Consider the following 24,420-nt stretch of genomic DNA (forward strand, 5'->3'; position numbering starts at 1 on the left):
GGAGAGGCCAATGCCTATCGTTGCAGCCGTCCAGATGGTTTCCACGCCGGTCGTGGAAGAGAATATCGCCACCGCCCGCAGCCTGATCGCGGACGCCGCCGCCACCGGCGCCAAGCTGGTCCTGTTGCCTGAATACTGGGCCATCATGGGCCTGAGCGACAGCGACAAGGTGGCCAGGGCCGAGCCGCTGGGTTCCGGTCCGATTCAGACTTTCATGGCCGAGATGGCGCGCGAACACAAGATCTGGCTGCTGGGCGGCACGCTGCCGCTGGCATCCGACGATCCTCAGCGCGTGATCAACACGACCCTGGTCTACGATCCGCAGGGCAAGCATGTTGGCCGTTACGACAAGATTCACCTGTTCGGCTTCACCAAGGGCAGCGAGTCCTACGACGAGGCGCGCACCATTGTGCCGGGCAAATCGGTCGGCACAGTTGAGACAGCGGTGGGCAAGGTTGGCATGTCCGTCTGCTATGACCTGCGCTTCCCGGAGCTGTACCGTGCCATGGGGCCGGTGTCGCTGATCGTGGTGCCGGCCGCCTTTACCTACACCACCGGCAAGGCGCACTGGGAAATCCTGCTGCGCGCACGCGCCATCGAAAACCAGTGCTATGTGCTGGCGGCAGCCCAGGGCGGGACGCACGTCAACGGCCGCCGTACCTGGGGGCATTCCATGCTGATCGACCCTTGGGGCGAGGTCAAGGCGGTGCTGGCGGAAGGCGAGGGCGTGGTCAGCGGCGAGGTAGACGATATCTTCATGCACGGCGTGCGCGAGAGCCTGCCAGCACTGAAACACCGGACGATGTAAGATGCCGGTAACAACCAAAACGCAAAGAATTCCAATATGAAACCATTCGAACCGAACATGACGGCTCTCGCAGCCGCGCGCGATATTTTGCTGACGCCTTTCGGCCTCGATGAAGCCAAGTTGCTGAAGGCGCTCGGCAGTATGTTCACCCACAAGGTCGATTATGCCGACCTGTATTTCCAGTTCACGAAGAACGAGGGCTGGAGCCTGGAAGAGGGCATCGTCAAGACGGGCTCTTTCTCCATCGATCAGGGCGTCGGCGTGCGCGCCGTTTCGGGCGACAAGACGGCCTTCTCTTATTCCGATGAGATTTCCGAAGCGGCCCTGCTGGATGCTGCAGCCGCCACGCGCACCATCGCGCGCGCGGGTGCGGGCAAGGTCAAGGTCGCGGGCAAGATGAGCCCGACCGGCGGCCGTTCGCTGTATCTGCCGAACGATCCGCTGGTGTCGCTGGATGCGACGTCCAAGGTCRAGCTGCTGGAAAAAGTCGAAAAGATGGCGCGCGCCAAGGACCCGCGTGTGGTGCAGGTGATGGCTGGCCTGGCCGGCGAATACGACGTGGTGCTGGTGGTGCGCAGCGATGGCGTGCTGGCAGCTGACATCCGTCCGCTGGTGCGCGTATCGCTGACCGTGATCGTGGAACAGGATGGACGCCGCGAAGTCGGTTCGTCCGGCGGCGGTGGCCGCTACGAGTATGGCTACTTTACCGATGCGATCCTGGAGCAGTATGCGGAAGATGCGGTGAAGTCGGCACTGGTGAATCTGGATTCTCGTCCTGCGCCTGCCGGCCCGATGACTGTCGTTCTCGGCCCAGGCTGGCCGGGCATCCTGCTGCACGAAGCGATTGGCCACGGCCTCGAAGGTGACTTCAACCGCAAGGGTTCGTCGACCTTCTCCGGCCGTATCGGCGAGCGCGTTGCCGCCAAAGGCGTGACCGTGGTGGACGATGGCACGCTGAAGGACCGCCGCGGTTCGCTGAACATCGACGATGAAGGCAACCCGACCCAGTGCACCACGCTGATCGAAGACGGCATCCTGAAGGGCTATATCCAGGACACCATGAATGCGCGCCTGATGAAGATGCCGGTGACCGGCAACGCACGCCGCGAATCCTTCGCCCATCTGCCGATGCCGCGCATGACCAACACCTATATGCTGGCTGGCGACAAGGACCCGGAAGAGATTCTGGCATCCGTGAAGAACGGCCTGTATGCGGTGAACTTCGGCGGCGGCCAGGTCGATATCACCAACGGCAAGTTCGTGTTCTCGGCCAGCGAGGCGTATATGATCGAGAACGGCAAGGTCACTTATCCGGTCAAGGGCGCGACCCTGATCGGTAATGGTCCGGATGTGCTGAACCGCGTGTCGATGATCGGTAACGATATGAAGCTGGACCCGGGCGTGGGCGTGTGCGGCAAGGAAGGCCAGAGCGTGCCGGTGGGCGTTGGCCAGCCGACTCTGCGCCTCGACGGCGTGACCGTCGGCGGTACCGCATAAATGGCGGATCAATGATCCGCCCTACGACGTGCCACCAATGAAAAAGCCGCCCGTTTGGGCGGCTTTTTTGTAGGGCGGATCATTGATCCGCCTTGCATCAGAAGGCTACGCGCACGCCCACGTTCACGCGTCGGCCCACATTTTCCAGCGTCAGGAATTGGCTCTCGTTGTCGGCATATTCGTGCATGCGCGAATTGGCGAGGTTGATGCCGTCTGCGTACAGCGCGATGTGCGGCGTAACGTTGTAGCGCAGGCTGGCATCGGTCTGGCCGTAAGCCGAACGGGTACGCGGCAAGGTGCTGCCGCCGCCGCAGTCCACGGCGAAGTGATTACGCCAGTTGTAGCTGACACGCGCCATGAACTTCTCGTTCTCGTAGAAGACCGAGGCGTTGTACGACTGCTTCGACAGGCCAGGGTAGCCGCAGGAAGACGCGGCAGTCTCGTCGTCGCGCTCCGCCTTGGCATCGACGAAGGTGTAGTTGGCCGACACGCCAAAGCCCTGCAGCCAGGTATAGCCGCTGTCGAAGGCATATTGGCCCGCCAGTTCCAGACCCTTGATCTTGCCCTTCTGGCCGTTGCGGATACGGGTGTCGTGCACCACTTCGGTGTACTGCGGGATCTTGATATCCACCAGCTTCTGCTCAAGGAAATCGCGCACGCTCTTGTGGAAGACGGCCGCGCTGACGTAGTTGGTCTTCGACAGATACCATTCATACGACAGATCGAAGTTGGTCGACTTCATCGGCTTCAGGTAAGGATTGCCGCCGCCGGTCTGCACGTCGCCATAACGGCCGCCGTAGGAGTTGTCGACACCCATCTGGTTCAGCGTCGGGCGCGTTTCGGTTTTCGACGCACCGAAGCGCAGAATCATGTCGCTGGTCAGGTCGTACTTGAAGTTACCGGAAGGCAGAACGCTGTTGTAGCTGTTCTCCACCGAAGTGGCCGTGGCCGGACCCCAGTTCAGGATGTAAGTGGTGTCGTTCGGGCTTTTGGTGGCGGACAGCAGCACGCGGCTGATACCCGAAGAAGTCGAGTTCACGTGCACCACGCGCACACCCGCGTTGGCGGACCAGTGTTCGCCCTCCCACTTCGAATCGACATAGAAGTTCGAAACCTTTTCCTTCACCTGCCACATCGATGGCTTGGTGTAGTCGATCGCCATCGGGCCGTTTGGATACTTGGTCTTGTCCAGATACGATGCCGGATCGTTGGAGAAGGCCAGCACGGACGGCTGGTTCAGGTAATTCATGTAGGCCTGCGGATCGAAACTCAGGTAGGCGCTCGGCACCTGTGCGTTGCCGCCAAACGGATTACCCAGCGGCGTGACCGTGAACAGGCTCGATGGCAAGGCGACGTGATAACCACTGAAGGCATTCCACGAATCGCTGCTCCAGCTGGTGCGGCCAACCTTGCGCTGCTGATAGCCCAGGCCGGAATCGATGCCTTTGAAGAAGCCCATTTCATGCTGCCACGAGACGTTGGCGCGGCCTTCCTGCAGCGAGTCGGAGAAGCGCACGTCGTTGTTCGACACGGCGTGTGCAAACACCTTGCTCGGATCGGCGATGCCGTCGCCGAAAGTCAGCGTCGGCGTGGAGCCGAAGGTCAGTACGTCGCTGTTCTGCGGCACCATGCCGGCCACCACCCACATATCCGGCTGGGTGGAAGTGGTGCGCGATGCATTCACGTCCGCCTCCACTTTCAAGTCGGGCGATACGGTCCATTTGGAATTCAGGCCGCCGGCTTTGGTGATCGAGAGACGGTCACCGCCTTTCACGATCATGTCGTTCGAGTTTTTGTCGGTGAGCGTGCCGCCCACCAGCGCCGGATTGTTCGCGAAGAACAGCGCGCCGGGACGGATGAAGCTGAGCACTTGGCCATTGGCATCGGTCTTCACGCCGACCTGCGTTGGATTGTTCCAGTCGCTGATGGCGATGACGTCGTTGCGCTGGTTAAGGCGCGAATACAGGGCGTCCGCGGTCAGCTTCCAGTTCTCGGATGGGTTGTATTGCGCCGTCAGGTTGGCGACCAGGCGTTTGCGCTTTTCGTTCTCCTGCTGGAAGCCGTAGCTCTGCGGCATATACAGCTTCTTGGTCGTGACGTCGGCCATCGTCAGACCCTTGGAGTTCGCATCGCCGTTGATGATGGCCACATCGCGGTAATTCCAGGCGTCGGTAATCGCCTTATTCTGCTTGGATGCGCGGTCGGTGTAGGAGACGGAACCTGTAATGCCAAAGGTCTTCTCGGCGTTGGCAAAGGAGTACATGCCGCTGACGTTCGGCGTGTTCTTGCGCGAGTTGGAGTCCCAGGAATCGAAGACGTTGACCACGCCGGAGCTGCCTGCCTTGCCCGACAGCGGGCGTGCAGTCTGGATGTCCACGGTGGAACCGATACCGCCTTCAGGCAGGAAAGGCTGCGAGGTTTTGTACACCAGCGCTTTGGAAATCAGGTCCGATGACAGCAGGTCGAAGGAGAACTCGCGGCCGCCGGTGTCGCTGGTCAGCGTGCGGCCGTTCACCAGCACGTTATTGAATTCCGGGCCCAGACCGCGCACGGAAATATAGCGGCCTTCGCCGTTGTTACGCTGGATCTGCACGCCCGTTACACGCTGCAGGGATTCGGCGATATTCGTGTCCGGGAATTTGCCGGCGTCTTCAGCCGACACTGCATCCACAACGCCTTCCTGCAGGCGCTTGGTCATCAGGGAAGAGGCGAGCGACGCACGAATGCCGCTCACGACAACCTTCTGTTCAGGTTCAGCATTGGGCTCGTTGCTGGTTTGTGCGAGGGCACAGGTAGAAATCAGGATATCGGCAATGAGGGCTGCCAATATGGTCTTGCGCATATCGAATTTATGCATACTGTTTGGTCTCCGAATATTCTTATTGGGGATGCAGTTAGGGCTGCATGGAGGCCATCGTACGTAGCGCACGAATTACAAACTAATCATTTATTTACTATTTTATATGCCGAAAACATATAACTACATGGAGGGATGTATGCCAAAAAGGCCGCTGAATCAGGGCGTGATCGTCACAATCACGCGTTTGTAGCGGGTCAGCGGCGGGCTGCCTTTGTCGGTGACTTTGAGGATGAAGTGGGCGGTTTCTGACTTGGATACAACAGGTGCGGTGAACCAAACGGTATAAATATTTTCCGCGCCGTCGGTTTTGATCGGCGTCTTCCAGCTGCCGGCTTCCGGGTAATGAAACCACAGGAAGCTCAGGCTGTCGCCGTCCGGATCGGTGCTGCCGGCGGCACTCAGTGCGAAGTGTTCGCCCGACTTGACGGTGATGCGTTCGGCATCTGCGAGTGCGGGAACGGGAGGATGGTTGGCGGCTGCATAAGGCTTGGTGGTCCACTCGATGCGCGCCGCAAAGTCGTTCTGGAACTCCTTGCGCCAGCGCCAGATGGTGGTCTTGAATCCGGTGAAGACCGTTTCGGAAGCGCGGATATTGCGGCCATATTCGTTGCCAACCCAGGGCGTGTAAGCATCAATGGCGTTGGTCCAGATGGCATGCGGCTCGGGAAGGATAGGCACGCCGCCATTGAATCCCTTCGTATCCATATTGTCCAGCGATGGAAGGTAGAACTCATAGCGTCCACCCCAGCCGCCCCAGTCGGGATGTTCGGGTGCGTTGAGTCCATTGGGAATCAGCGCGAGGAAACTGGGCGTATCGCCTTCCACGCCATAGCCGGTGTCCGGGTAAGCCGCGCCCAGCGGACCGTGGCCCTGCTGGATATGCCCGGCGATCCATGCGTTGCTGACTTCCGTGTTGTCGTTGCCCGGCTCGGCGACATTCATGCCGCCCCAGGTCGCCGCGCCATATCCGCCCGGGCTGACAATGTAGAACAGTTCAGGGAAGCTGCTGCGTAGCCAGATGCCTGTATCGTCCTGATCGGAGATCGCATACACGCGCAGCTTGCTCACCAGCCTGGCGGTTTGCGCCGGCGTATGCGTTTGCCGGATGCGATACAGGGCCTGCGCCAGCGTATTGGCGCCGCCCCATACCGATACCCATAAGGGGCGCGCGTCCGGCCGCTCCAGCACCTTGATGATCCAGTTTGAACCTTGCGAATCCTTGTCTTCGCCAACCCCATTCATGCCATAGACCGGCAAGCCTTGCCGCACCAGCGCCGTAAGTGCGGCCGCACTTGGGAAGCCTTTCTCGTGTTTCAGCAGATTAGGCTGCACGCGGCCGTAAGTGCTGATGATGGCGCGTATCGATTCCGGCGCCACGCGCGACTTCTGGTGCACTGAAGTCGTGGCGATCAGACCCTCGATGTCGATCTGGTTCGAATACAGCAGCAGGCGTACCAGGGACTGGCTATCGTCCGGATCGGCCTCGATATCGCTGAGAACCAGCAGCCGCTGTTTGGGCGGCTGCGGAGATGCTGCCGCGCTGCCCGCCAGTGCCAGCGCAGCGAGGGCTGTCACGGCGGCGCGCTTCATGACTTGTACACCTTGAAGCTGTGCGGGGCGATGGTCACCTCGGTTGGCGGCGCGCCTTTCTTCAGCACGCGTACTGTTGCCGGCACGTCGTTGAAGGACTGGATGATGTAGGCGCCGTTATCATACGTGAACAGGCTGACACCGGCAGGCGCCTCGATGCGCACAGGCGCGTCGGCCAGCAGGTATTGCTTGATGCTGTTGATGACGCCCACCGGCATGCTGTACAGATCCCCGATATTGCTGGGGATATTGATCACGTACAGAATGCCTTTGCTGTAGCGGTTCATCAGCAGGATCGGGAAGCCGCGCGCACCGGACACGCCGCGAATGATCGGCCATGCGTCATTGGTGAAGTAATGCAGCTCGGGGAAGATCACATCGCGCGGCGCCACCTTCGGGTCGTCGCGCAGCGATTCGCCATTGCCGGCGCCGTAGCCGTTGTAGTAGTCGTTCAGCGCGACTTGCTGGCCGGTGGCATAGACTTCAAGCAGGTCCTGGAAGCCATGATCCTGTGTGGCGCGCACGAAGCCCGAAGTCACGAAGACGTTCTTGCCAGCCTCCAGCTGCTTGCGGACCTTGGCGATGATGTCCTTGTCCGTAGCCGCGGCTTGTGTCAGCAGCACAGTGCTGGCTTCCGCCGGGAAGCGCGCACTCATTTCGAGCGGAATGCCGACGTTGCCGAGGTAGTTGTGCAGGAAGTCTTCGCCGGATGCGTGCGGTGGGCGGTAGCTTGCCAGGCCCGTAGGATTGCCAAGCTGACCGAGCACTTCATCCGCCTGTTTCAGCGCAGCGTGCGCGGCCAGGCCCCAGCCTGCGGGCGCGACCGCATTCGGATTCGCCGCCTGCCAGCCGGCGACGATTTGCTTCCAGTTGAAGGACGTGTCCTGATCGCCCCATGGCCGCTCGCCCGCCACCGCGGGCTTGTCCTCAGCCATCGGATGCCAGTTGAATAGCGTGATCTCGGGCGGCTTGGCGAAAGCCGTGTCCCACAGCTGCTCGGCAAAGCGGTCGAGGTAGCGGGTGGAATAAGTATCGACCCAGCCACCGCCGTTCTTGCCGTCGCGGCGCAAGGTATTGTAGTAGCGGATGATCGAGTAGGACTCATACTGCTGCAGCAGCTGGTCCGTGATGATCGGGTCGCGCGTTTCGGTGCCGGTGTAGATGCTGTCGAACATTTCCGGCTGCTTTTCGAGATCGAAGCCCAGGCCATGGAAGTGCTCGTACCAGTTCGGATACTTGATTGTCACCTTCACTTTCGGATTCGCGGCGCGGGCGGGACCCAGCACGATGTCTTGCGAAACCTTGCGCATGGTGTCGATCCGGTACTGCGTCCAGCTGCGCTTGCCCTTGGCCTTGATGTCGGCGTCGGACTTCGAGGTGTAGAAGAAGAAATCGTCCAGGATGATGGAGTCGAAATGGCGTGCCGCCTGTGCCATCGCCTTCTTGCCCATTTCGCGGTCTTCCGGCTTTTCGTAATCGAAGGTCATGAACTGGCCGTTGAAGCCGCCAGCTGCCATCGTCACGCCGCCCGCGACTTCAATGCCTTTGGCAAGGAAGGCCTTCTTCACCATTTCGATTTGTTCGTCGGTAGCGAAGCGGTTGTCGCGGTAGGTTTCGATGTAGACCTTGTCGAACGGGACCTGGTTCATTGCGCGTGCGAACTGGTGCTCGAACACGGCGGGATCTGCCAGGCTTTGCGTCACGTTGACGGGAATATAGATCGCGGTCCTGAAGTGCTGGTACTGCCCCGCACTGGCGGCACCGGCAGCCAGCGCGAGAACGGCGGTGGCAACGGCGTATCGCATGGCGTGCCCTTTCATTTTCCAGCTACCTTGAGCAGACCTTGCGCTGCCTTGGCCAGTGCCGTATCGCCGCCACTTGCGCTCAGCGTGCCCTTGGCGTTGTCCCAGCGCAGGCGGGTGACGCTGCCCTTGCCTTTTTCGTAGTCGTAGGAGACGCCATCGTCGTCATACAGCGCGAACTCGCCATCCTTGCCGGGATAGACGCGGATCTCGGCGATCGCCTGCTTGCTTGCGGTGGACTGCACGTCGGCGCCGATCGGCACGATGGAGCCGGCACGCACGAAGACGGGAATGCGCTCGATTGGCGCGGCGACCTTCACCCACTGGCCGCCGGAGAGTTTTTCGTTGGTCCAGAAGTTGTACCAGTCGCTGCCTGCGGGCAGATACACCTCCTTCTCCGTCTGGCCTTGGGCGGTAACCGGCGCAACGAGGAAGGCGGGGCCGAACATATACTGCGTGCCGATATTGGCGACGTTCGGATCGGCAGGGAAGTCCATCCACAGTGGACGCATGAACGGTGCGCCGGTGTCGTGCGTGAACTTGGCCTGGCTGTAGAGATAAGGGATCAGGCGATAGCGCAGGCGGTCATACTCGGCCAGCACCGCTTCCGCCTGTTTGCCGAATTCCCAGATCTCGGTGTGCTTGCGCTCACCGTGGATGCGCAGCGTCGGCAGGAAGGTGCCGTACTGGAACCAGCGCGTGAACAGTTCGGGATAGTCGTTGTTCTGTCCCACGGTATCGCGCGCGTCGGATGGATCGAGCAACGGTGTAGCCGTGATGCTGGTGGTCTGCGGCAGATGCTGCCAGCCACCGATATCGTTGCCCCAGTAGGCGATGCCGGAGGCGGTCATGTTCAGGCCAGTCGGCACCTGGCGCGCCAGCGCTTCCCAGGTTGGATTGATATCGGAAGACCAGAACAGGGCGCCAGTGCGCTGTGCGCCAAGATAGGCGGCACGGGACAGGATCAGCACGCGCTTGTTCGGCTTCCATTCGCGCATGCCTTGCGCCGCGCCTTCCACGTGCATCAGCGGGAACAGGTTGTGATAGCGGTCGCCCGAGCCGATCGAATAGAAGAAGCCATCCGGTACCAGGTCCGGTTCCGTTTCGTCCAGCCATGGATAGTCGAAGCCGTGCGACAGGATATTGTCGCGCGCCTTCTGCCAGTACCACTTGCGCGCTTCCGGATTGGTGGCGTCGATCAGGCCACCCGTACGGTCGGAGCGGAAGGGCAGGCCATCGACCGAATTGCCGTCCTTGTCCTTCAGCAGGAAGCCTTTGGTATCAAGCTCGTTGAAGTAGCGGCTGGAAGTTTCGAAGCGCGGCCAGATCGAGATAATGGACTGCATGCCCATATCGTGCAGCTGCTTGTTCATGCCATCGGGATCGGGGAACTGCGCTGGATCGATGTCCAGCTGGCCCATGCGGGTCCAGTAGAACCAGTCCACCACCATCACATCCAGCGGGTACTTTTTCTGCCGATAAGTGTTCGCCACGCGCAGCACTTCCTGCTGGCTGTCGTAGCGGGCTTTCGATTGAATCAGGCCAAAAGCAGCCTTGGGCGGAATGGGCGTCTTGCCGGTCAGGCGTGCGTAGCCGGAATAGATTTCTTCAGGCGTCTTGCCGGTGATGACGAAGAAGCTGACACGCTCGCCCACATTGGACTGGAAGCCCATGCGGCCGTTCACGCCAGCCACAAAGCGCGTTGCCGAGGCGTTGTCCCACACGATGCCATAGCCTTTGGACGACACCATGAAGGGGACGCAGACCGATTCGCCAGCCGGCGCGTCATACCAGTGCTTGCAATCGAGCGTGCGGCCGCGCAGGTCCAGCGGGCCAAGCGATTCCTGGTTCTGGCCCATACCGTAGTAATGCTCGCCGGCTGGCGCCGCGAAGGATGCGCCGACCTGATAAGTTTTTTCACCAGCGACGGTTTGCGGCGACATTTCCCAGCCGGTCATCTTCAGCACAGTGTCGCCGGCAGCGTTCTTCACCTGCAGCGCGACCTTGGCCAGCGCGGGCGCGAAGTATTTTTCGCCCATGCTCGGCACGTGCGGCGCTGGTGCGGCATCGACATGCAGCGCGAGGGCAGGGGAGGTGAAACTGTCACCTTCCTTGCCTGCGGCGTGCTGGAAGGGCTTGTTGTCCGCGCCGGCCGGCAGGATGCCGAAGCCGGGGCCTTTCAGCGTTTCCGCCTTGTCGGCGGCGATGGTGACATGGACGATGTTGGGACCGTAGGCTTCGACCGAAACCCAGGCGCCTTCACGGTCGAGGGTTTTGATCGGTGCGGCGTGCGCCGCCAGAACCATGGACGAAATGGCGGCTGCAACGGCCACCTGCATGCTTTGCTGTCTCAATCCTGCCTCCAGGCTGTTTTAGGTTTGCGCTTATTGTGGCGAGGGCCTTACGCCCTTGCAATTACGAAAATCACCAAACTTGGGAACGTTTTCATAAACTCTTGTAAATGCGAATGATTTGCATTAGCATTAATGCTTTAATCGTAAGCCAATTTACCATGAGCCCCCAAACCACCCGCCGCTGGGCGTGGATTCACAAGTGGAGCAGTCTGGTCTGCACCGTCTTCATGCTGCTGCTGTGCGTGACGGGGTTGCCGCTGATCTACCACCACGAAATCGGCCACCTGCTGGGCGATGATGTGGAGGCGCCCGTGTTGCCGGTGAACACACCGAAGGCCAATCTGGACAAGGTGATCGCAGCGGCGTCGGCTCTGCATCCGGGCAAGATAATGATGTACATGTCGCAGGAAGCGGACGAGCCGAATATCTGGAATCTGACGCTGGGCGCCAATCCGGTCGATCCGGATTATGTGTCGGTGGCGGTGGATGCGCGCACGGCGCAAGTGCTGGCGCAGCCGAAGTTCGAAGGCAGCTTCATGAGCGTGATGTTCCACCTGCACGTGGATTTGTACTCGGGCTTGTGGGGCAAGCTGTTTCTCGGTTTCATGGGCTTGCTGCTGCTGGTGGCCATCGTGTCCGGTGTGGTGCTGTACGCGCCTTTCATGCGCAAGCTGGATTTCGGCACCGTGCGCCGCGGGCGTGCGCCGCGCCTGAAGTGGCTGGACTTGCATAATCTGCTGGGCATCGTCACGCTGGTGTGGACCTTCGTGGTTGGCGCGACGGGCATGGTCAATACCTGGGCCGATCTGATGCTGAAGTATTGGCAATCCACCGAGATGGCGGACATGGTCGCACCGTACAGGAACGCGCCGCAGTTGAAGGAACTGGGGTCTATGCAGGATTCGATGGCGCGTGCCCTGGCGCGTGAGCCGGGCATGAAGATCGGCTTTGTCGCCTTCCCCGGCACGCCTTACTCCAGTGCCCACCACTACGGCATCTTCCTGCGCGGCGACACGGCCCTGACTTCGCGCTTGTACAAGCCGGTGCTGGTCGATGCGCAAACCGCGCAGATCACGGACAGCCGCGAGCTGCCGTGGTATCTGACCGCGCTGCTGATTTCGCAGCCGCTGCATTTCGGCGATTACGGCGGTGGATGGATGCAGTTCCTGTGGGCGATGCTCGATCTGGCAACGATCATCGTGCTGGGCAGCGGCCTGTATCTGTGGCTGAAACGTGGCGTGAGTGTGCCCGCAACGAACAGCGCGATCGCAGCGGAGGCGGCATGAACGCAGCCTTCCTGCGCTTGTGGGGCGCACCTCTGGCGATGGGCTTGCTGACGATGGTGGGACTGATTGCGGCCCTGCTGGGCGATGGCGTGTGGGACGGCGTCTCCGCCGTCGCCCTTGGCATACCGGTCGCGGCCTGCGCCTGGTATGGCTTGCGCAGGCCGCGCCGTGATCAGAAGGTGTAGCTGCCGCGCAGGTAGAGCGCGCGGCCGATCGGATCGGTGAAACGCGGATCGTAACCCTTCTGGAACACCGTGCCCTGATTGGTGAACGGCGGATCTTTGTCGAACAGATTCTTGATGCCGGCGGTCAGGCTGAAGCCTTTGAAGCCGGTATAGGTCGTCGACAAATTCCACAGCTGATAGGACGACACCTTGTTGAAGTGTTGCGGATCAACCAGGTTCTGGTCGTCGTAGCCGGTGCGGAAGGTCTGCGACAGCGTGGCCGACCAGGTGCTGTACTTCCAGGTGAGGGAAGCGTTGTGCTTCCAGCGGAACACCGGCGCATTGTCGCCGTAGCGGGCGACGTTCTGGATGAACTCACCATCGCGCTCGTTCTGGTACTCGTACTTGTGCACCCAGGTGCCGTCCAGCGTGAAGGCGAAGTTGCCATAGTCGGTACGGCCGCTATTGGCAGTCAGGCTGATGTCGAGACCATCGGTGTGCACCTTGCCCAGGTTCTCGTTCAGGTCCAGGATTGCATATGGCGAACCATCCGGATTACGCAGGAAGCGCGCCTTGTATTTCTCGTAGTCGCCGTAAATGGTTTGCTCCGGCAGCGAGGAGATCTTGTCGCGCAGGTGGATGTTCCAGTAGTCGACGGCCAGCGTCACGTTCTGGATTGGCGCAATCACGGCACCGAAGGAGAAGGTGGTCGACTTTTCCGGACTCAGGTTCGCATTACCGCCCTGCAGTTTGAACTGCTGCAGATCGCAATCGCGCAGCGGATTGGCGCCTGGCTGCGGCACGCCGTTCGGGCACAGGATCGGATCGTTGTACGAATTGCTGGTGTCGTTCTTGGACTGCGGCGCGTTCTTCTCGAACAGGGTCGGCGCGCGGAAGCCCGTGCTGGCCGAACCGCGCAGGACAACGGTCTGGTTAGGCTGGTAGCGCAGGCCCAGTTTCGGATTGGTGGTGCTGCCCACATCGTTGTAGTGGTCCCAGCGCACGGCGGCCTGGATGTCGAGGTCCTTGATGACCGGTACGCTCAATTCGCCAAACACTGCCTGGATATTGCGCGAGCCGTTTTTCGACAGCGACCCGGAAAGGCCGGAGCTGGCGGCTTGCCCTGCGATATCGCGGTTCACGTTGAAGTCCGCCTTCTCGTGGCGGATCTCGGTGCCGACTGCCACAGCCAGCGGGCCACCCGCCAGCTGCATCAGATCGCGGCTGGCTTTGGCGTCGAAGGCGGTGGTGGTGTTCTTCGCATCCTGCACGCGGCCGCGCAGCGCCACGCTGGCGAGGTAGGCCTTGCCCGCATCGTTCTGCAAGCCGAATGGATTCAGGATGCCGTTGAAGACGCCGGCCGCGAAGCCCGCATCCTGCACATAGCCGCCGGTGAAGTTCTCTTCCGATTTGCTGATGGAGTGGCTCAGGCCCGCCTTGTAATCCCAGCCTGCCACCAGGCCTTCCAGTGCGCCGACGAGGCGATCGGCCTGGCCTTTGGAATTGATCTGGCGCTGGCCCGCTTCGGTCGGACGCCAGTTCACCGACAGCGGATCACCGGACAGGCCCGGCTGCGCAGGCACGCCGCCCGAATTGCCCGGATAGTAGGGGCTGGACTTCGGCAGGATCAGATCCGTCTGGGGTGGCGGCGCGGTGCGCGACATCACCTTGTTTTGCGAATGCAGGTATTCCAGGCTGGCCGTGTGCTCGCCGAACTTCATGGCGGCGCGGCCGAAGAAGGCAACCTGTTCCTGTTCCGGCAGGTCGTCGATCAGGCGCGTGTAGTCCTGGCGGCAGGTGCCATTGCTGGCGCGCGGTACCGAGAAGGGCTGGTCGCAGCCTTTGGCGAAACCGGGATTGCCGGTGGCGCCTGAAGTCGGGTCGAAGTAATTGCCGGGGAAGGTGGTGCCCGAGGTTTCGTTCACCCCGTGATCGGGAATGATGCCGGTGGCGGAGAAGGGACGCTGCTGCGAGGTCAGCACATCCTGCTTGTGGTAATCGATCACGCCAAATGCATTCCAGCCATCGGCATCCAGATTGCCAATGCCGCTGATGATGTTGGCGCGCTTTTCCTTGCCGCCGCTGTGCTCGGGAATCACGCCTTCCGCCGTCACCGTGGTGCCGGTAACGGAACGGCGCGTGATGAAGTTGATCACGCCGCCGATGGCGTCGGTGCCGTAAATCGCGGAGGCGCCGTCGCGCAGCACTTCCACGCGTTCCAGCGCGGCCACGGGGATGATGTTCAGGTCGACGCTGGCGCCGTCATACGGGTGGTTGGCGATGCGGCGGCCGTTCAGCAGCACCAGGGTCTTGTCGCCGCCCAGGCCGCGCAAGTCGGCGACGGCCTGGCCGCCGGTCGGCAGACCGCTGGAGTTACCGCCAACGGTATTGCCCGCGCCCATGCTGGTCTGGTTGGACGGGATGCGGTCCAGCACTTCCTGGGCAGTGGTCAGGCCTTGCTTGGTGAATTCTTCGGCCTTGAAAACGGAAAGCGGCTGGGATGTCTCGGACACTAGCCGCTTGATCGAGGAACCCGTGATTTCAACACGGATCATTTTTTCTTCAGGAGGGATTTCTTGAGCCAGGGCGGGCAGGGTGGCCAGCAGGCCCCAGGCGGACAGCACACATACGCGTAAGTTCATCAACAGACTCTCCATGGTGAGTGTGGATCGGCCAAGCACTGTTCCACGACAGTGCAATGGGTTGCATAGAGTCTAATTGATATAAAACAATTGTCTAGAAAATAATATGATCGGTGTTGTAACGAAGCGTCAAAAACCGGCGTGACCCTGGTGGCAGGCACGATGTGCCTGCCACCTGCTGTTGCCTCGGGTTGTGATCAGAACTGGTAGCGCAGTCCGACGTTGAAGTAGCGTCCGATGGCCCCGCTGTAATCGAGCGGGTTGTAGCCTGCTGCGCCATAGGTCAGCGGATCGAGCGGGGGCTCTTTGTCGAACAGGTTCTGGATGGTGCCAAACAGTTCCAGCTTCGGATTGATGCGATAGCGTGCCGTCAGGTCCACCGTGGTGAAGGAGGCGATGCGGCAACCGTTCGGTGCATCGCGGCCATCGGCGAAGTGGCTGGCGCAGCCATCCGGGTCATCCTTGAACAGAGTGTTGTCGAATTTGGCCCGATAGTTGACCGTGCCGGTGACCTTCCATTGGCTGCGTTCCCAGCTGGCCGAGAGGTTGATGCGATCATCCGGCGTGCCCATGCAGTTGGTGACGTCGCAGTTGCCATGCGTGCCGGCAAAATCGCGCGACGTGCCGTCCTGCTCGGTGCGCACCCACTTGAACAGGTGGGTCCACTTGATGTCGGTGGCCAGGTTGCCGTAGCTGCCCAGGCCCCAGGTGCGGCGCGCATCCAGGTCGATGCCGCGCACCTTGGTCGAGGCCGAGTTCACGTATTTCGCCAGCACCGCCGTGATGGCGCCAGGGTCGCCAGGAATGCTGGTGGCGGTCGATGGATCGCGTGCCACATTGCCGGCTGCGATTGCGGCATCAACCTGCTGCTGGTTGATCTCGTTCTTGCGCTTGATCTCCCACAGGTCCACCGACAGGCTGGTACGCGGCAGCGGGTCCCACAGCACGCCCACCGAATAGCTCTTCGAACGTTCCGGCGACAGGTCGGGATTCGGCGAGGTGATGACGGCAATCGAGGCAGGGTTGCAGGCCGCCGCCACGCCCAGTGCGCAGCGCAGCGGATCGGCAGCTGTGGAGAAGGCCGCCAGGCCGCCGCGGCCGTTCTCCGCGGCGCTTGGCGCGCGGAAGCCGCGTTCGAAGTTGGCGCGTACGGCGAAGTTATTTATCGGCGTCCATTTCAAGCCGACCTTCGGCGTATACGAATTGCCGACGTCGGTGAAGTGGTCATAGCGCAGCGCGCCGGACAGCTCCACGGAACTCAGCACCGGCGCCAGCAGCTCGGCATACAGGGCCGAAGCATTGCGGCTGCCTTCATACGCGGAGTAGCCCAGGCCAATGATGTTGCCGCGCTCCGTGCCGGCGGTTGGCTGCAGCTCGGTCGATTCGTGGCGGAATTCACCGCCTACCGCCAGGCCCAGCGCACCGCCAGGCAGCTTGCCGAATTCGCGCGAAGCCTTGAAGTCGATCTGCGCGATGCGGGTGTGGGCGTCGTTCGAGATCGTCGGCGACAGGGCTTCGTAAATCGCACGCGAGTTCAGACCCGCGTTCTCGCCGATGCGCCAGTAGCTGCCAGGCGGCAGGCCGGCATACAGCGGATTGTTCATCGCCGCGGCCACGTTGGCGGCCGATGGGTTCAGCAGGGCGAAGGCAACGTCGCGCTGGATATAGCCATCGCGGTCGTTGCTCACCTTGTTCTCCGAGAAGAGCAGGGCGCTGTCGATGTCCCAACCGTATGCACTGCCTTTCACGCCCGCCACCGCGCGGGTGAAGGTCGATTCGATTTCGCTCACGCGCGGGCCGATGTCCCAGGCCAGGTAGCGCAGCCGTGCGGCCGTGCCATAGTAGGGATTGTCCGGATGCGCCGCGCCCAGCGACACGCCGGCATTGCTGACCGGGCCGCCCGGATAGCCTTCGTTGGCGCTGATGGTGGAGGGCGTGGTGGACGACTTCGAGTTGCTGCGGTAGCCATTCACTTCGAAATAAGTCTGCCAGTCCGGATTGATCTGGTAGGTGAAGCGGCCGAACAGATTCAGCGTGCGCTGGCGCGGCTGGATCTGGCTGTATTGCTGGGTCGAGTCGATCAGGCAGCCGCCACCAGGATCGCCCTGCGGATGATTGGTGAAGTTGGAGCAGGCCGCGCCGGGGAAGAAGCGGGTGAAGCCGGCGCCGGCCGGATTGCCGCGGCTGTAGTAGTCGAGCGTGGCCGGGTTGCGCACATTGCCGTTGACTGAACTGCCGGCCGCATTGTTGGTGGTGATGGCGCCGGTGCCGCCCAGCGCTTCCTGGGCGCTGAAGCCGAAGTCGCGCAGGTCGGCGCGGCCCACCGGACCGCGGTCGTCGCGGTCGCGGTTCCACACCTCGTTCTTCTTGCCGAACTCGATGCTGAACAGGGCGTTATAGCGGTCCTTGTCGAGGTCACCGAAGCCATGCGTGATCGACACGCGCGAATCGCCGCCATCGCGCTCCTGCGAGATGCCCTGGCTGGCGCGGATCGCCGTGCCCACATAATCCTTGCGCAGGATGACGTTGACCACGCCGGCAATGGCGTCCGAGCCGTAAATGGCGGAGGCGCCGCCCTTCAGCACTTCAACCCGGTCCACCGCTTCGGTCGGAATGATGTTCAGGTCGGCAAACACTTTCTGGCCATCGTCCGCCAGGCCGTAAGGCGCGATGCGGCGGCCGTTCAGCAGCACCAGGGTCGAGGCGGAACCGAGGCCGCGCAGCGAGATGCCGGAGGCGCCCGCCGCGAAGCCGTTGCCGAAGGTGGTCGGCACGGAGCCCTGGTTATCCACCGCCAGCGTTTGCAGCAGCTCGGCGACCGTGGTCTTGCCCGACTTCTCGATGTCGGCGCGGTTCAGGGTCTGCACGGGATTGGACGTTTCGGCCTGCGCCCGGCGGATGTTGGAGCCGGTGATTTCGACACGCTGGATTGGCTGGCTTTGATCGGGGCCCATGGTCTGGGCTTGTGCGGCGAAGGTGGACAGCAGAAGGGGCGTGACTGCAAGAGGAAAAGCTCGTCGCAGTACGCCCGGTAAGGGGCGCATTCGGTGCATGGCAATCTCCAGGAAAGTTAATGTGTTTTCATGCGAGAGCTGCCGTTATATGCCAATTTGCAAAGCCGAGTATGAATTCCGTCGTATGTGCGCGACACAATTCCGTCGATCAACCTCGCTTGCAAAGGCTGCGATCTGTTGCTATAGTGGTTCGAAATTAATGGATCTTTCGACCATGCAGCGCTTCGTTTTCTTTACCGGCCACTTTTACTTTAGCCATTCCAACCCTCAGGCGGTGGAGTAGCGGCCGGTTCACGTAGCAGCAAAAACGAGATCCCAGCAAATACCAAAAACCGCCAGAGATGGCGGTTTTTTTTTACCCATCCCCAGGAGATTCAATATGCAACGCACCGACGATTTGCGCATCCGCGAAATGAAGGAACTGACGCCGCCCTCGCATTTGATCCGCGAGTTCCCTTGCACCGAGGCTGCTTCCCAGACCGCGTCCAGCGCGCGCGTCGCTTTGCATCGCATCCTGCACGGCCAGGATGATCGCCTGATGGTGGTGATCGGCCCGTGCTCGATCCACGACCCGAAAGCGGCGATGGAGTATGCGCGCCGCCTGGTGCAGATGCGCGAGCGTCTGAAGGACGACCTGGAAATCGTGATGCGCGTGTACTTCGAGAAGCCGCGCACCACGGTGGGCTGGAAAGGCCTGATCAACGACCCGTACATGGACAACAGTTTCCGCATCAACGACGGGCTGCGCATGGCGCGCGAGTTGCTGCGCGACATCAACGAGCTGGGTCTGCCGGCCGGCACCGAATTTCTGGACGTGATCAGCCCGCAGTACATTGCCGATCTGATTTCCTGGGGCGCGATCGGGGCGCGCACCACGGAATCGCAGGTGCACCGCGAGCTGGCGTCCGGCCTGTCCTGCCCGGTGGGCTTCAAGAACGGCACGGACGGCAACACCAAGATCGCGGTGGAAGCGATCAAGGCCGCCTCGCAGCCGCACCACTTCCTGTCGGTGACCAAGGGCGGCCACTCGGCCATCGTGTCCACCAATGGCAATGAGGATTGCCACATCATTCTGCGCGGCGGCAAGGTGCCGAATTACGACGCGGCCAGCGTGGAAGACGCGGCCAAGGCGATCGCCGGCCAGGGCCTGGCGGCGCGCCTGATGATCGATGCGTCGCACGCCAACAGCTCGAAGAAGCCGGAAAACCAGGTGCCGGTATGTGCCGACATCGCGGGGCAGGTGGCCGGTGGCGACACCCGTATCGTGGGCGTGATGGTGGAATCGCACCTCGTGTTCGGCCGCCAGGATCTGGTGCCGGGCAAGGAACTGACCTATGGCCAGTCGATCACCGACGGCTGCATCGACTGGGATGCCAGCGTGCAGGTGCTGGAAGGTCTGGCCGAAGCGGTGCGTCAGCGCCGTCTGAAAGGCGAATAAAGTCCTTACGCCACGGCAGTAGTGGTGGGGTGGACGCAACAATGTGTGACTTTTCATTGCGGCTCTGATTAGTTGCTCCTTACAATCGATTGATGTAACGAAGTGTATCGATTGTATATAAGGAGAAAAATTGGAGACCAGGGAGATTGCGGCGCTTGAAGCCGAGGTGCTGCGCGCCATCCAGTCCGGACAGGACGAGCGCGCAGGCCAGATTTGGACCCGCATTCTTGCCCTCGACCCCAATCATCCCCGCGCCTTATTGGCCATGTCGCAGCGGGCTTTCCGCCGCCAGGACTTAAAGGAGGCGCGCAGCCTGCTGGAACGCCTGGTACAGGCGGATGGCAGCGATCTGCAGCAATGGATCAACCTGGCCGTGGTCTGCCAGCAGCAGGGCGACGAGGCGGGCGAGGATGCCGCCCTGAGCGGCGCGTTGAAGCGCGATCCGCAGGACTTGCTGGCGCTGCTGCTGCGCGGCGCCCTGTACGAACGCCAGAAGAAGACGCACGCCGCGGCCCAAGCCTATGGCGCGGCGGCCCGTGTGGCGCCGCCGCTGGAACAGCTGCATCCCAATCTGCGGCCGCTGCTGCAGAAGGCGCTGGCTTTCCGTGAGCATTACGATCGCGACTTCAGCACCTATCTCGAAACCTTCCTGGCGCCGCATATCGCCTCGCTGGGCGGCGGTAACCTGGGCCGCTTCCAGGATTCGCTGGACATCATGTTCGGCCGCAAGCGCCGCTTCGAATCGCAATCGGCGCAATACCATTACCCCGGCCTGCTGCCGCTGAGCTTTTTCGCGCGCGAAGACTTTCCCTGGCTGGATGCGGTCGAGGCGCAGACCGATGCGATCCGCAAGGAATTCCTGGCCGTGCTGGCCGAGGACAATGGTTTCGAACCTTATCTGAATTATGCGGACGATATGCCGCTGGCGCAGTGGGCCGAGCTGAACAAGTCGCCGCGCTGGAGCGCCTTCCACCTGATCAAGGACGGCGTGCTGTCGCCAGCCAATGCCGCGCGCTGCCCGGTCACCATGGCGGCACTGGGCGGGGCGCCACAGCCGCGCCAGACGGGCCGGACGCCGTCCGCCATGTTTTCCCTGCTAAGGCCTGGCACGCATATTCCGCCGCACTGCGGCGTGTCCAATTCACGCCTGGTGGTGCATCTGCCTCTGATCGTGCCGCCGCATTGCGGCTTCCGGGTGGGGAATGAAACGCGGGAGTGGGTGCCGGGCAAGGCGTGGGTATTCGATGACACCATCGAGCACGAAGCCTGGAACCGAAGCGATGAGCTGCGCGTGGTACTGATTYTCGATGTCTGGCACCCGCATCTGAGTGAAGCTGAGCGCACCATGATCAGTGCGCTCAGTGAAGGCATGCGGGCTTATTCGGCCGAAAGCGCAGGCTTCGGCCTCTGATACGCGCTTACTGGCCGTTAGCGTGCAGGGTATTGCCGATTGATTTGACTTCCGTCGAATCGCGGAAGTCCTGCTGGCCGGTCGAGCGCAGCATCTGTTCCGAGGTCATGCGGCCAGGAATACGGCTGCCGGTCAGCGTTGTCTGCTTGGCCTGAATCGCCTGCATCTGCTTGGCGTTCTGAATATCCGCCTCGGTGACAATTGGCTCCTGGCTGGCGGCGCAGGCGGTCAGCGCCAGGGCGCCCAGCAGGGCGCATACACTTTTCATTTCCATAAAGTCCCTTTCTTATTAAATTTGCATGGCCAGCTTACGACCGTGCAGTGTGAAAATCAATCAAAAAAAAACCTCGCCCAGCGGGCGAGGTTTTTTGTCGTTCACAGCGCTAAGGCTTAGAACTTCGCGGTCACGTTCATGAACACGCGGCGGCCCAGAGCATCGTACACCTGTGGGAAGGTGTTGCCGTTGCCGAAAGTGCTGGAGGTCACGCCACCAACTGGAGGATCTTTGTCGAACAGGTTGTTGACGCCACCGCGCACGGTGAAGATCTTGTTGATGTTGTAGCTCGCAGCCAGGTCGAAGTAGTTGCGGGAACCGAACACGCGGTCAGCTGGCTCCGAATCGCCGGCCAGGATCGGGTTGTCGCTGGTCGAGGACAGGTTGACCTTCTTGATGTAACGCCAGGTCAGAGCCAGATCCACGGCCCATGGGGTCTGCCACGAAGCACGGGCCTTGTGACGCCACTTAGGCAGCGGAGTGCCGCAGGATGGGCCGAACAGGCCGGCGCAATCGTACTCGCCGGTACCAGGTACGTCTTCCTGCTTGAACTCTTTCAGCCAGGTGCCGGTCAGGTTGAAGTCCAGCGAGCCCAGGTTGTTAGGCGCCTTCATGCGGTAGTTGGCGATAACGTCCAGGCCGGAGGTCTTGCGCATACCCAGGTTCTGGTTGGTCGCAACGATCTGCGCGGTCGGCAGGGCCCACAGGGTGCCCAGACGGTCACGAGTGATCAGCGAGCAGAACTTCGGATCGCCGGTCAGCAAGCACTGGTTCAGGGTGGTGGTAGCTGGCGCGCCAGCGATCACACCGGTGACCTTCATGTTGAAGTAGTCCAGGGACAGGGACAGGTTCTTCGCTGGGGTCAGCACCAGACCAACGGTGTAGGACTTGCCGATTTCCGGAGCCAGGTTCTTGTTACCACCGAACAGGGCGTTGTACTGGCCAGCCGGGCTGTCGTCGATGTGGCCGTACTGTGCCGCGGTCACGCCGGTCTTCGCGCACTGAGCGAAGGATGCGGACGGGGTCGCGCCTGCGCAAGGATCTTTATCGTTGTCGTACAGACCGATACCTTGTGGAGTGAACAGTTCAACCACGTTTGCTGCACGAGCCGAACGCTGGTAGGACGCGCGCATGCCGAACAGTTCCATCGGCTTCCACTCGGTACCGATACCGTAGGAGTTGGTCTTCTGGTCGGTGGAGTAGTCCGAACGACGGTAGGACAGGTTAGCGGACAGCAGTTCAGCCCATGGCTTGTGCTCAATCAGCGGAACGCGGGTTTCGACGAAGTAGTCCTTCACCGAGTATTGGCCTTCCACGCCGTGGGTTGGGCCGCCCTGGCCAGCCAGGTCACCGGTGTCGAATTCCTGGTCGGTTGCCAGGCTCAGCTTCTCGGTGCGGTGCTCGAAGCCCAGGTTGAATGCCACGCCGTTTTCAGCGGTTGGCAGTTTGATGCCGTAGTTGCCCAGGTCGGTACCGGCGTTGAAGCCCAGCACGGACTGGTGGGTCGAGCCACGCTTGAAGCCCGGGGTCTGCAGATACGTCAGCGCGTCAGGCGATACTTTGCCCAGCGACCAGATGTTGTACGGTACGCAGTTCGGGTCGGTGCCGTCGACCACGGAGCGGCAGACGATCTGGCCGGCCGAGTTGGTCACCGCATCCAGCGAGCGGCCGATGCGCACGTTGGAGAAGTCGTTGAAGTAGTTCTCTGCGTACAGCACGCGGCCCAGTTGGCCGAATGCGTCGTAGTTCCAGTTGCCGATCTCGCCCTTGACGCCGATCACGCCGCGGTAGGAGGTGTGACGGATGTCATCCTGGCGGCCGCCGCCTTCCACGTTACGGCGGAAGATGATGGCGTCAGCGGTGTCGCCCGGGTTCTTCAGGCCCAGGGCGTCTTTCCACTGCTGCGACAGGAATGGGTTCTCGTAGTGGATGGCGTTAGGACCGGATGCGTCGAAACCGAACAGGCCGGACGGAGCGATCTGAGCCACGGTGTGGTCATCGTGGAACGATGCTTCGGTGTAGATGCGGGTGTGTTCGTTGACCTGGTAGTGCGCCTGGGCGTTGAAGCCATAACGCTCGGAAGGACGCTGGAAGTAGTTCAGCGGACCGAAGTTGTACTGGTCGGTCGCAGCAACGTAGTTACGTACGCCGCCGTTTGCGTCAGCAACGGTCTTCTGGCCACCAGCCACCAGGAAGCGGCCCGGGTAGGAGGTACCGGAACCGCCGCACTTCAGGGTATTGCCGGAGGTGAAGCCGCCGAACGAGCAAGCGGAGAAGTCGCGCTCGGATTGCAGCAGGGCGTCTTCTTTCTTGTAGTTGAAGAAGACGGTGGCGTTACCGCGGTTTTCGTCGAAGTTGCCACCGATCAGCAGGTTGGCATCCTTGATGCGGCCGTCAGCGAATTTGTCGCCTGGCAGCGCGAAGTTACGGGCATTGTTGGCAGCCTGGCCTGCGTCGCTGTGCTGGCCGTGGTTGTAGAAGGACTCATTGGCCTCGATCTGCACGCCCTGGTAGTTGTCCTGCAGGATGAAGTTGACCACACCGGCCACTGCATCGGAACCGTACACGGCGCCTGCGCCACCGGTCAGGATTTCAACTTTCTTGATCAGCGGTGCTGGGATCTGGTTCAAGTCAGCTGCGGTATTGGACGGCGAACCGGCCGGCAGACGACGGCCGTTGACCAGCACCAGGGTGCGGTCGGCGCCGAAGTTACGCAGGTTGACGGTTGCAGTACCGGAGGAACCATTGGAAATGGTACCGCCCTGGTCAGCAAACACCTGCGGCATGTTGTTCAGCAGGTTTTCTACCGAACGCACGCCATCCATCTTGATCTCTTTAGCGGTCATCACCGTGATCGGGGACACGCCTTCCAGGTTTGCGCTCGGGATGCGCGAACCGGTAACTTCCACCTTCTGCATCGCCTGGCTCGCATCTTGTGCGAACGCAGCCGATACGCCCAGCGCCATGCCGCCTGCGCAAATCAGGCGTACAGAGCGGGACAAAATCGATTCCACCATCATATTTTTTTACTCCCTTTTTAGATCAAGCCGGATGAGGGCTGATCGCCGCCATACCGTCCTGTTTAAAGTTGATGTCCATGCAGGACGCCAATGAAAAGAACAGCAACGTTTTTTCCATACGGTATGAAATCATCCGTGTGTTCATAGTGTCAATGTTGAAGTTTCACTTCAGGGCGAGCCGCAGGGATTGGGGGAGTTGCGTGCGATATCGCAGGAGTTGGCGTGGTGTTTAGCTAAATTGAATACAAATTGGCCAATAT

14 protein-coding genes are annotated in these 24,420 nt (G+C 61.3%); 6 read left to right on the forward strand and 8 right to left on the reverse strand.

Annotation, left to right across the window (positions count from 1 at the left end; translation table 11 throughout):
• Window positions 1-10 precede the first annotated feature (10 nt).
• Together AB4Z19_RS14955 and tldD are read left to right on the forward strand one after the other, a co-directional pair.
• On the forward strand, window positions 11-808 hold the full coding sequence (locus AB4Z19_RS14955) for a carbon-nitrogen hydrolase family protein (RefSeq protein WP_442023761.1): 798 nt from the start codon (window positions 11-13) through the stop codon (window positions 806-808).
• Window positions 809-844: 36 nt separating this feature from the next.
• Entirely contained in the window at window positions 845-2,305 is a 1,461-nt protein-coding gene (gene tldD, locus AB4Z19_RS14960; protein ID WP_442035532.1) for a metalloprotease TldD, read from the forward strand.
• Window positions 2,306-2,402: 97 nt separating this feature from the next.
• Here the strand turns inward: tldD and AB4Z19_RS14965 are convergent, their stop codons facing one another.
• The 4 genes from AB4Z19_RS14965 to AB4Z19_RS14980 all read right to left on the reverse strand — a co-directional run bounded on the left by AB4Z19_RS14965 (window position 2,403) and on the right by AB4Z19_RS14980 (window position 10,911).
• On the reverse strand, window positions 2,403-5,162 hold the full coding sequence (locus AB4Z19_RS14965) for a TonB-dependent receptor (protein ID WP_442035533.1): 2,760 nt from the start codon (window positions 5,160-5,162) through the stop codon (window positions 2,403-2,405).
• 159 nt (window positions 5,163-5,321) lie between these two features.
• Window positions 5,322-6,755, reverse strand: a complete 1,434-nt coding sequence (locus tag AB4Z19_RS14970) for a nucleoside hydrolase-like domain-containing protein (RefSeq protein WP_442023767.1) — start codon at window positions 6,753-6,755, stop codon at window positions 5,322-5,324.
• Window positions 6,752-8,560: a hypothetical protein gene (locus tag AB4Z19_RS14975; RefSeq protein WP_442035534.1), complete on the reverse strand. Its 1,809-nt coding sequence runs from the start codon at window positions 8,558-8,560 to the stop codon at window positions 6,752-6,754. The genes AB4Z19_RS14970 and AB4Z19_RS14975 overlap by 4 nt, the downstream gene beginning before the upstream one ends.
• Before the next feature lie 11 nt (window positions 8,561-8,571).
• The gene (locus AB4Z19_RS14980; protein WP_442023771.1) at window positions 8,572-10,911 is read right to left on the reverse strand and encodes a glycoside hydrolase family 31 protein; all 2,340 of its coding nucleotides are present in this window, start codon (window positions 10,909-10,911) and stop codon (window positions 8,572-8,574) included.
• Between the two features lie 158 nt (window positions 10,912-11,069).
• Here AB4Z19_RS14980 and AB4Z19_RS14985 point away from each other — a divergent pair, with 158 nt between their 5' ends.
• Together AB4Z19_RS14985 and AB4Z19_RS14990 are read left to right on the forward strand one after the other, a co-directional pair.
• A complete protein-coding gene (locus AB4Z19_RS14985) occupies window positions 11,070-12,197 on the forward strand; it encodes a PepSY-associated TM helix domain-containing protein (protein ID WP_442035535.1) in 1,128 nt (375 codons plus the stop codon).
• Window positions 12,194-12,382, forward strand: a complete 189-nt coding sequence (locus tag AB4Z19_RS14990) for a hypothetical protein (protein WP_442026085.1) — start codon at window positions 12,194-12,196, stop codon at window positions 12,380-12,382. Before AB4Z19_RS14985 ends, AB4Z19_RS14990 begins: the two co-directional genes overlap by 4 nt.
• On the opposite strand, the gene AB4Z19_RS14995 is transcribed toward AB4Z19_RS14990, so the two are convergent.
• Together AB4Z19_RS14995 and AB4Z19_RS15000 are read right to left on the reverse strand one after the other, a co-directional pair.
• Window positions 12,370-15,003 carry a TonB-dependent receptor domain-containing protein gene (locus tag AB4Z19_RS14995; protein WP_442035536.1) on the reverse strand — a complete coding sequence of 878 codons (2,634 nt, stop codon included), beginning with the start codon at window positions 15,001-15,003 and terminating at the stop codon, window positions 12,370-12,372. The two genes, AB4Z19_RS14990 and AB4Z19_RS14995, sit on opposite strands and share 13 nt — an antisense overlap.
• Window positions 15,004-15,200: 197 nt before the next feature.
• Window positions 15,201-18,056, reverse strand: a complete 2,856-nt coding sequence (locus AB4Z19_RS15000) for a TonB-dependent receptor (protein WP_442035537.1) — start codon at window positions 18,054-18,056, stop codon at window positions 15,201-15,203.
• A gap of 340 nt (window positions 18,057-18,396) precedes the next feature.
• Between AB4Z19_RS15000 and aroG the strand changes: the two genes are divergently transcribed.
• Entirely contained in the window at window positions 18,397-19,455 is a 1,059-nt protein-coding gene (aroG, locus tag AB4Z19_RS15005) for a 3-deoxy-7-phosphoheptulonate synthase AroG (protein ID WP_442026082.1), read from the forward strand.
• Between the two features lie 130 nt (window positions 19,456-19,585).
• On the forward strand, window positions 19,586-20,866 hold the full coding sequence (locus AB4Z19_RS15010; protein ID WP_442035538.1) for an aspartyl/asparaginyl beta-hydroxylase domain-containing protein: 1,281 nt from the start codon (window positions 19,586-19,588) through the stop codon (window positions 20,864-20,866).
• 7 nt (window positions 20,867-20,873) lie between these two features.
• Here AB4Z19_RS15010 and AB4Z19_RS15015 read toward each other — a convergent pair whose 3' ends face one another.
• The gene (locus AB4Z19_RS15015) at window positions 20,874-21,134 is read right to left on the reverse strand and encodes a hypothetical protein (protein ID WP_442026080.1); all 261 of its coding nucleotides are present in this window, start codon (window positions 21,132-21,134) and stop codon (window positions 20,874-20,876) included.
• Between the two features lie 122 nt (window positions 21,135-21,256).
• Window positions 21,257-24,142 carry a TonB-dependent receptor domain-containing protein gene (locus tag AB4Z19_RS15020; RefSeq protein ID WP_442035539.1) on the reverse strand — a complete coding sequence of 962 codons (2,886 nt, stop codon included), beginning with the start codon at window positions 24,140-24,142 and terminating at the stop codon, window positions 21,257-21,259.
• Between the last annotated feature and the right edge of the window lie 278 nt (window positions 24,143-24,420).

This window comes from Pseudoduganella sp. RAF19, from assembly GCF_052114165.1.
In the GTDB taxonomy this organism is placed as follows: Bacteria; Pseudomonadota; Gammaproteobacteria; order Burkholderiales; family Burkholderiaceae_D; genus Rugamonas.

What these genes read in the sequence shown, in the direction of transcription:
- AB4Z19_RS14955 (WP_442023761.1), top strand. Translation starts at nt 11, where the DNA reads ATGCCTATCGTTGCAGCCGTCCAGATGGTTTCCACGCCGGTCGTGGAA.
- AB4Z19_RS14965 (WP_442035533.1), bottom strand. Translation starts at nt 5,162, where the DNA reads ATGCATAAATTCGATATGCGCAAGACCATATTGGCAGCCCTCATTGCC.
- AB4Z19_RS14970 (WP_442023767.1), bottom strand. Translation starts at nt 6,755, where the DNA reads ATGAAGCGCGCCGCCGTGACAGCCCTCGCTGCGCTGGCACTGGCGGGC.
- AB4Z19_RS14975 (WP_442035534.1), bottom strand. Translation starts at nt 8,560, where the DNA reads ATGCGATACGCCGTTGCCACCGCCGTTCTCGCGCTGGCTGCCGGTGCC.
- AB4Z19_RS14985 (WP_442035535.1), top strand. Translation starts at nt 11,070, where the DNA reads ATGAGCCCCCAAACCACCCGCCGCTGGGCGTGGATTCACAAGTGGAGC.
- AB4Z19_RS14990 (WP_442026085.1), top strand. Translation starts at nt 12,194, where the DNA reads ATGAACGCAGCCTTCCTGCGCTTGTGGGGCGCACCTCTGGCGATGGGC.
- AB4Z19_RS14995 (WP_442035536.1), bottom strand. Translation starts at nt 15,003, where the DNA reads ATGAACTTACGCGTATGTGTGCTGTCCGCCTGGGGCCTGCTGGCCACC.
- AB4Z19_RS15000 (WP_442035537.1), bottom strand. Translation starts at nt 18,056, where the DNA reads ATGCACCGAATGCGCCCCTTACCGGGCGTACTGCGACGAGCTTTTCCT.
- aroG (WP_442026082.1), top strand. Translation starts at nt 18,397, where the DNA reads ATGCAACGCACCGACGATTTGCGCATCCGCGAAATGAAGGAACTGACG.
- AB4Z19_RS15015 (WP_442026080.1), bottom strand. Translation starts at nt 21,134, where the DNA reads ATGAAAAGTGTATGCGCCCTGCTGGGCGCCCTGGCGCTGACCGCCTGC.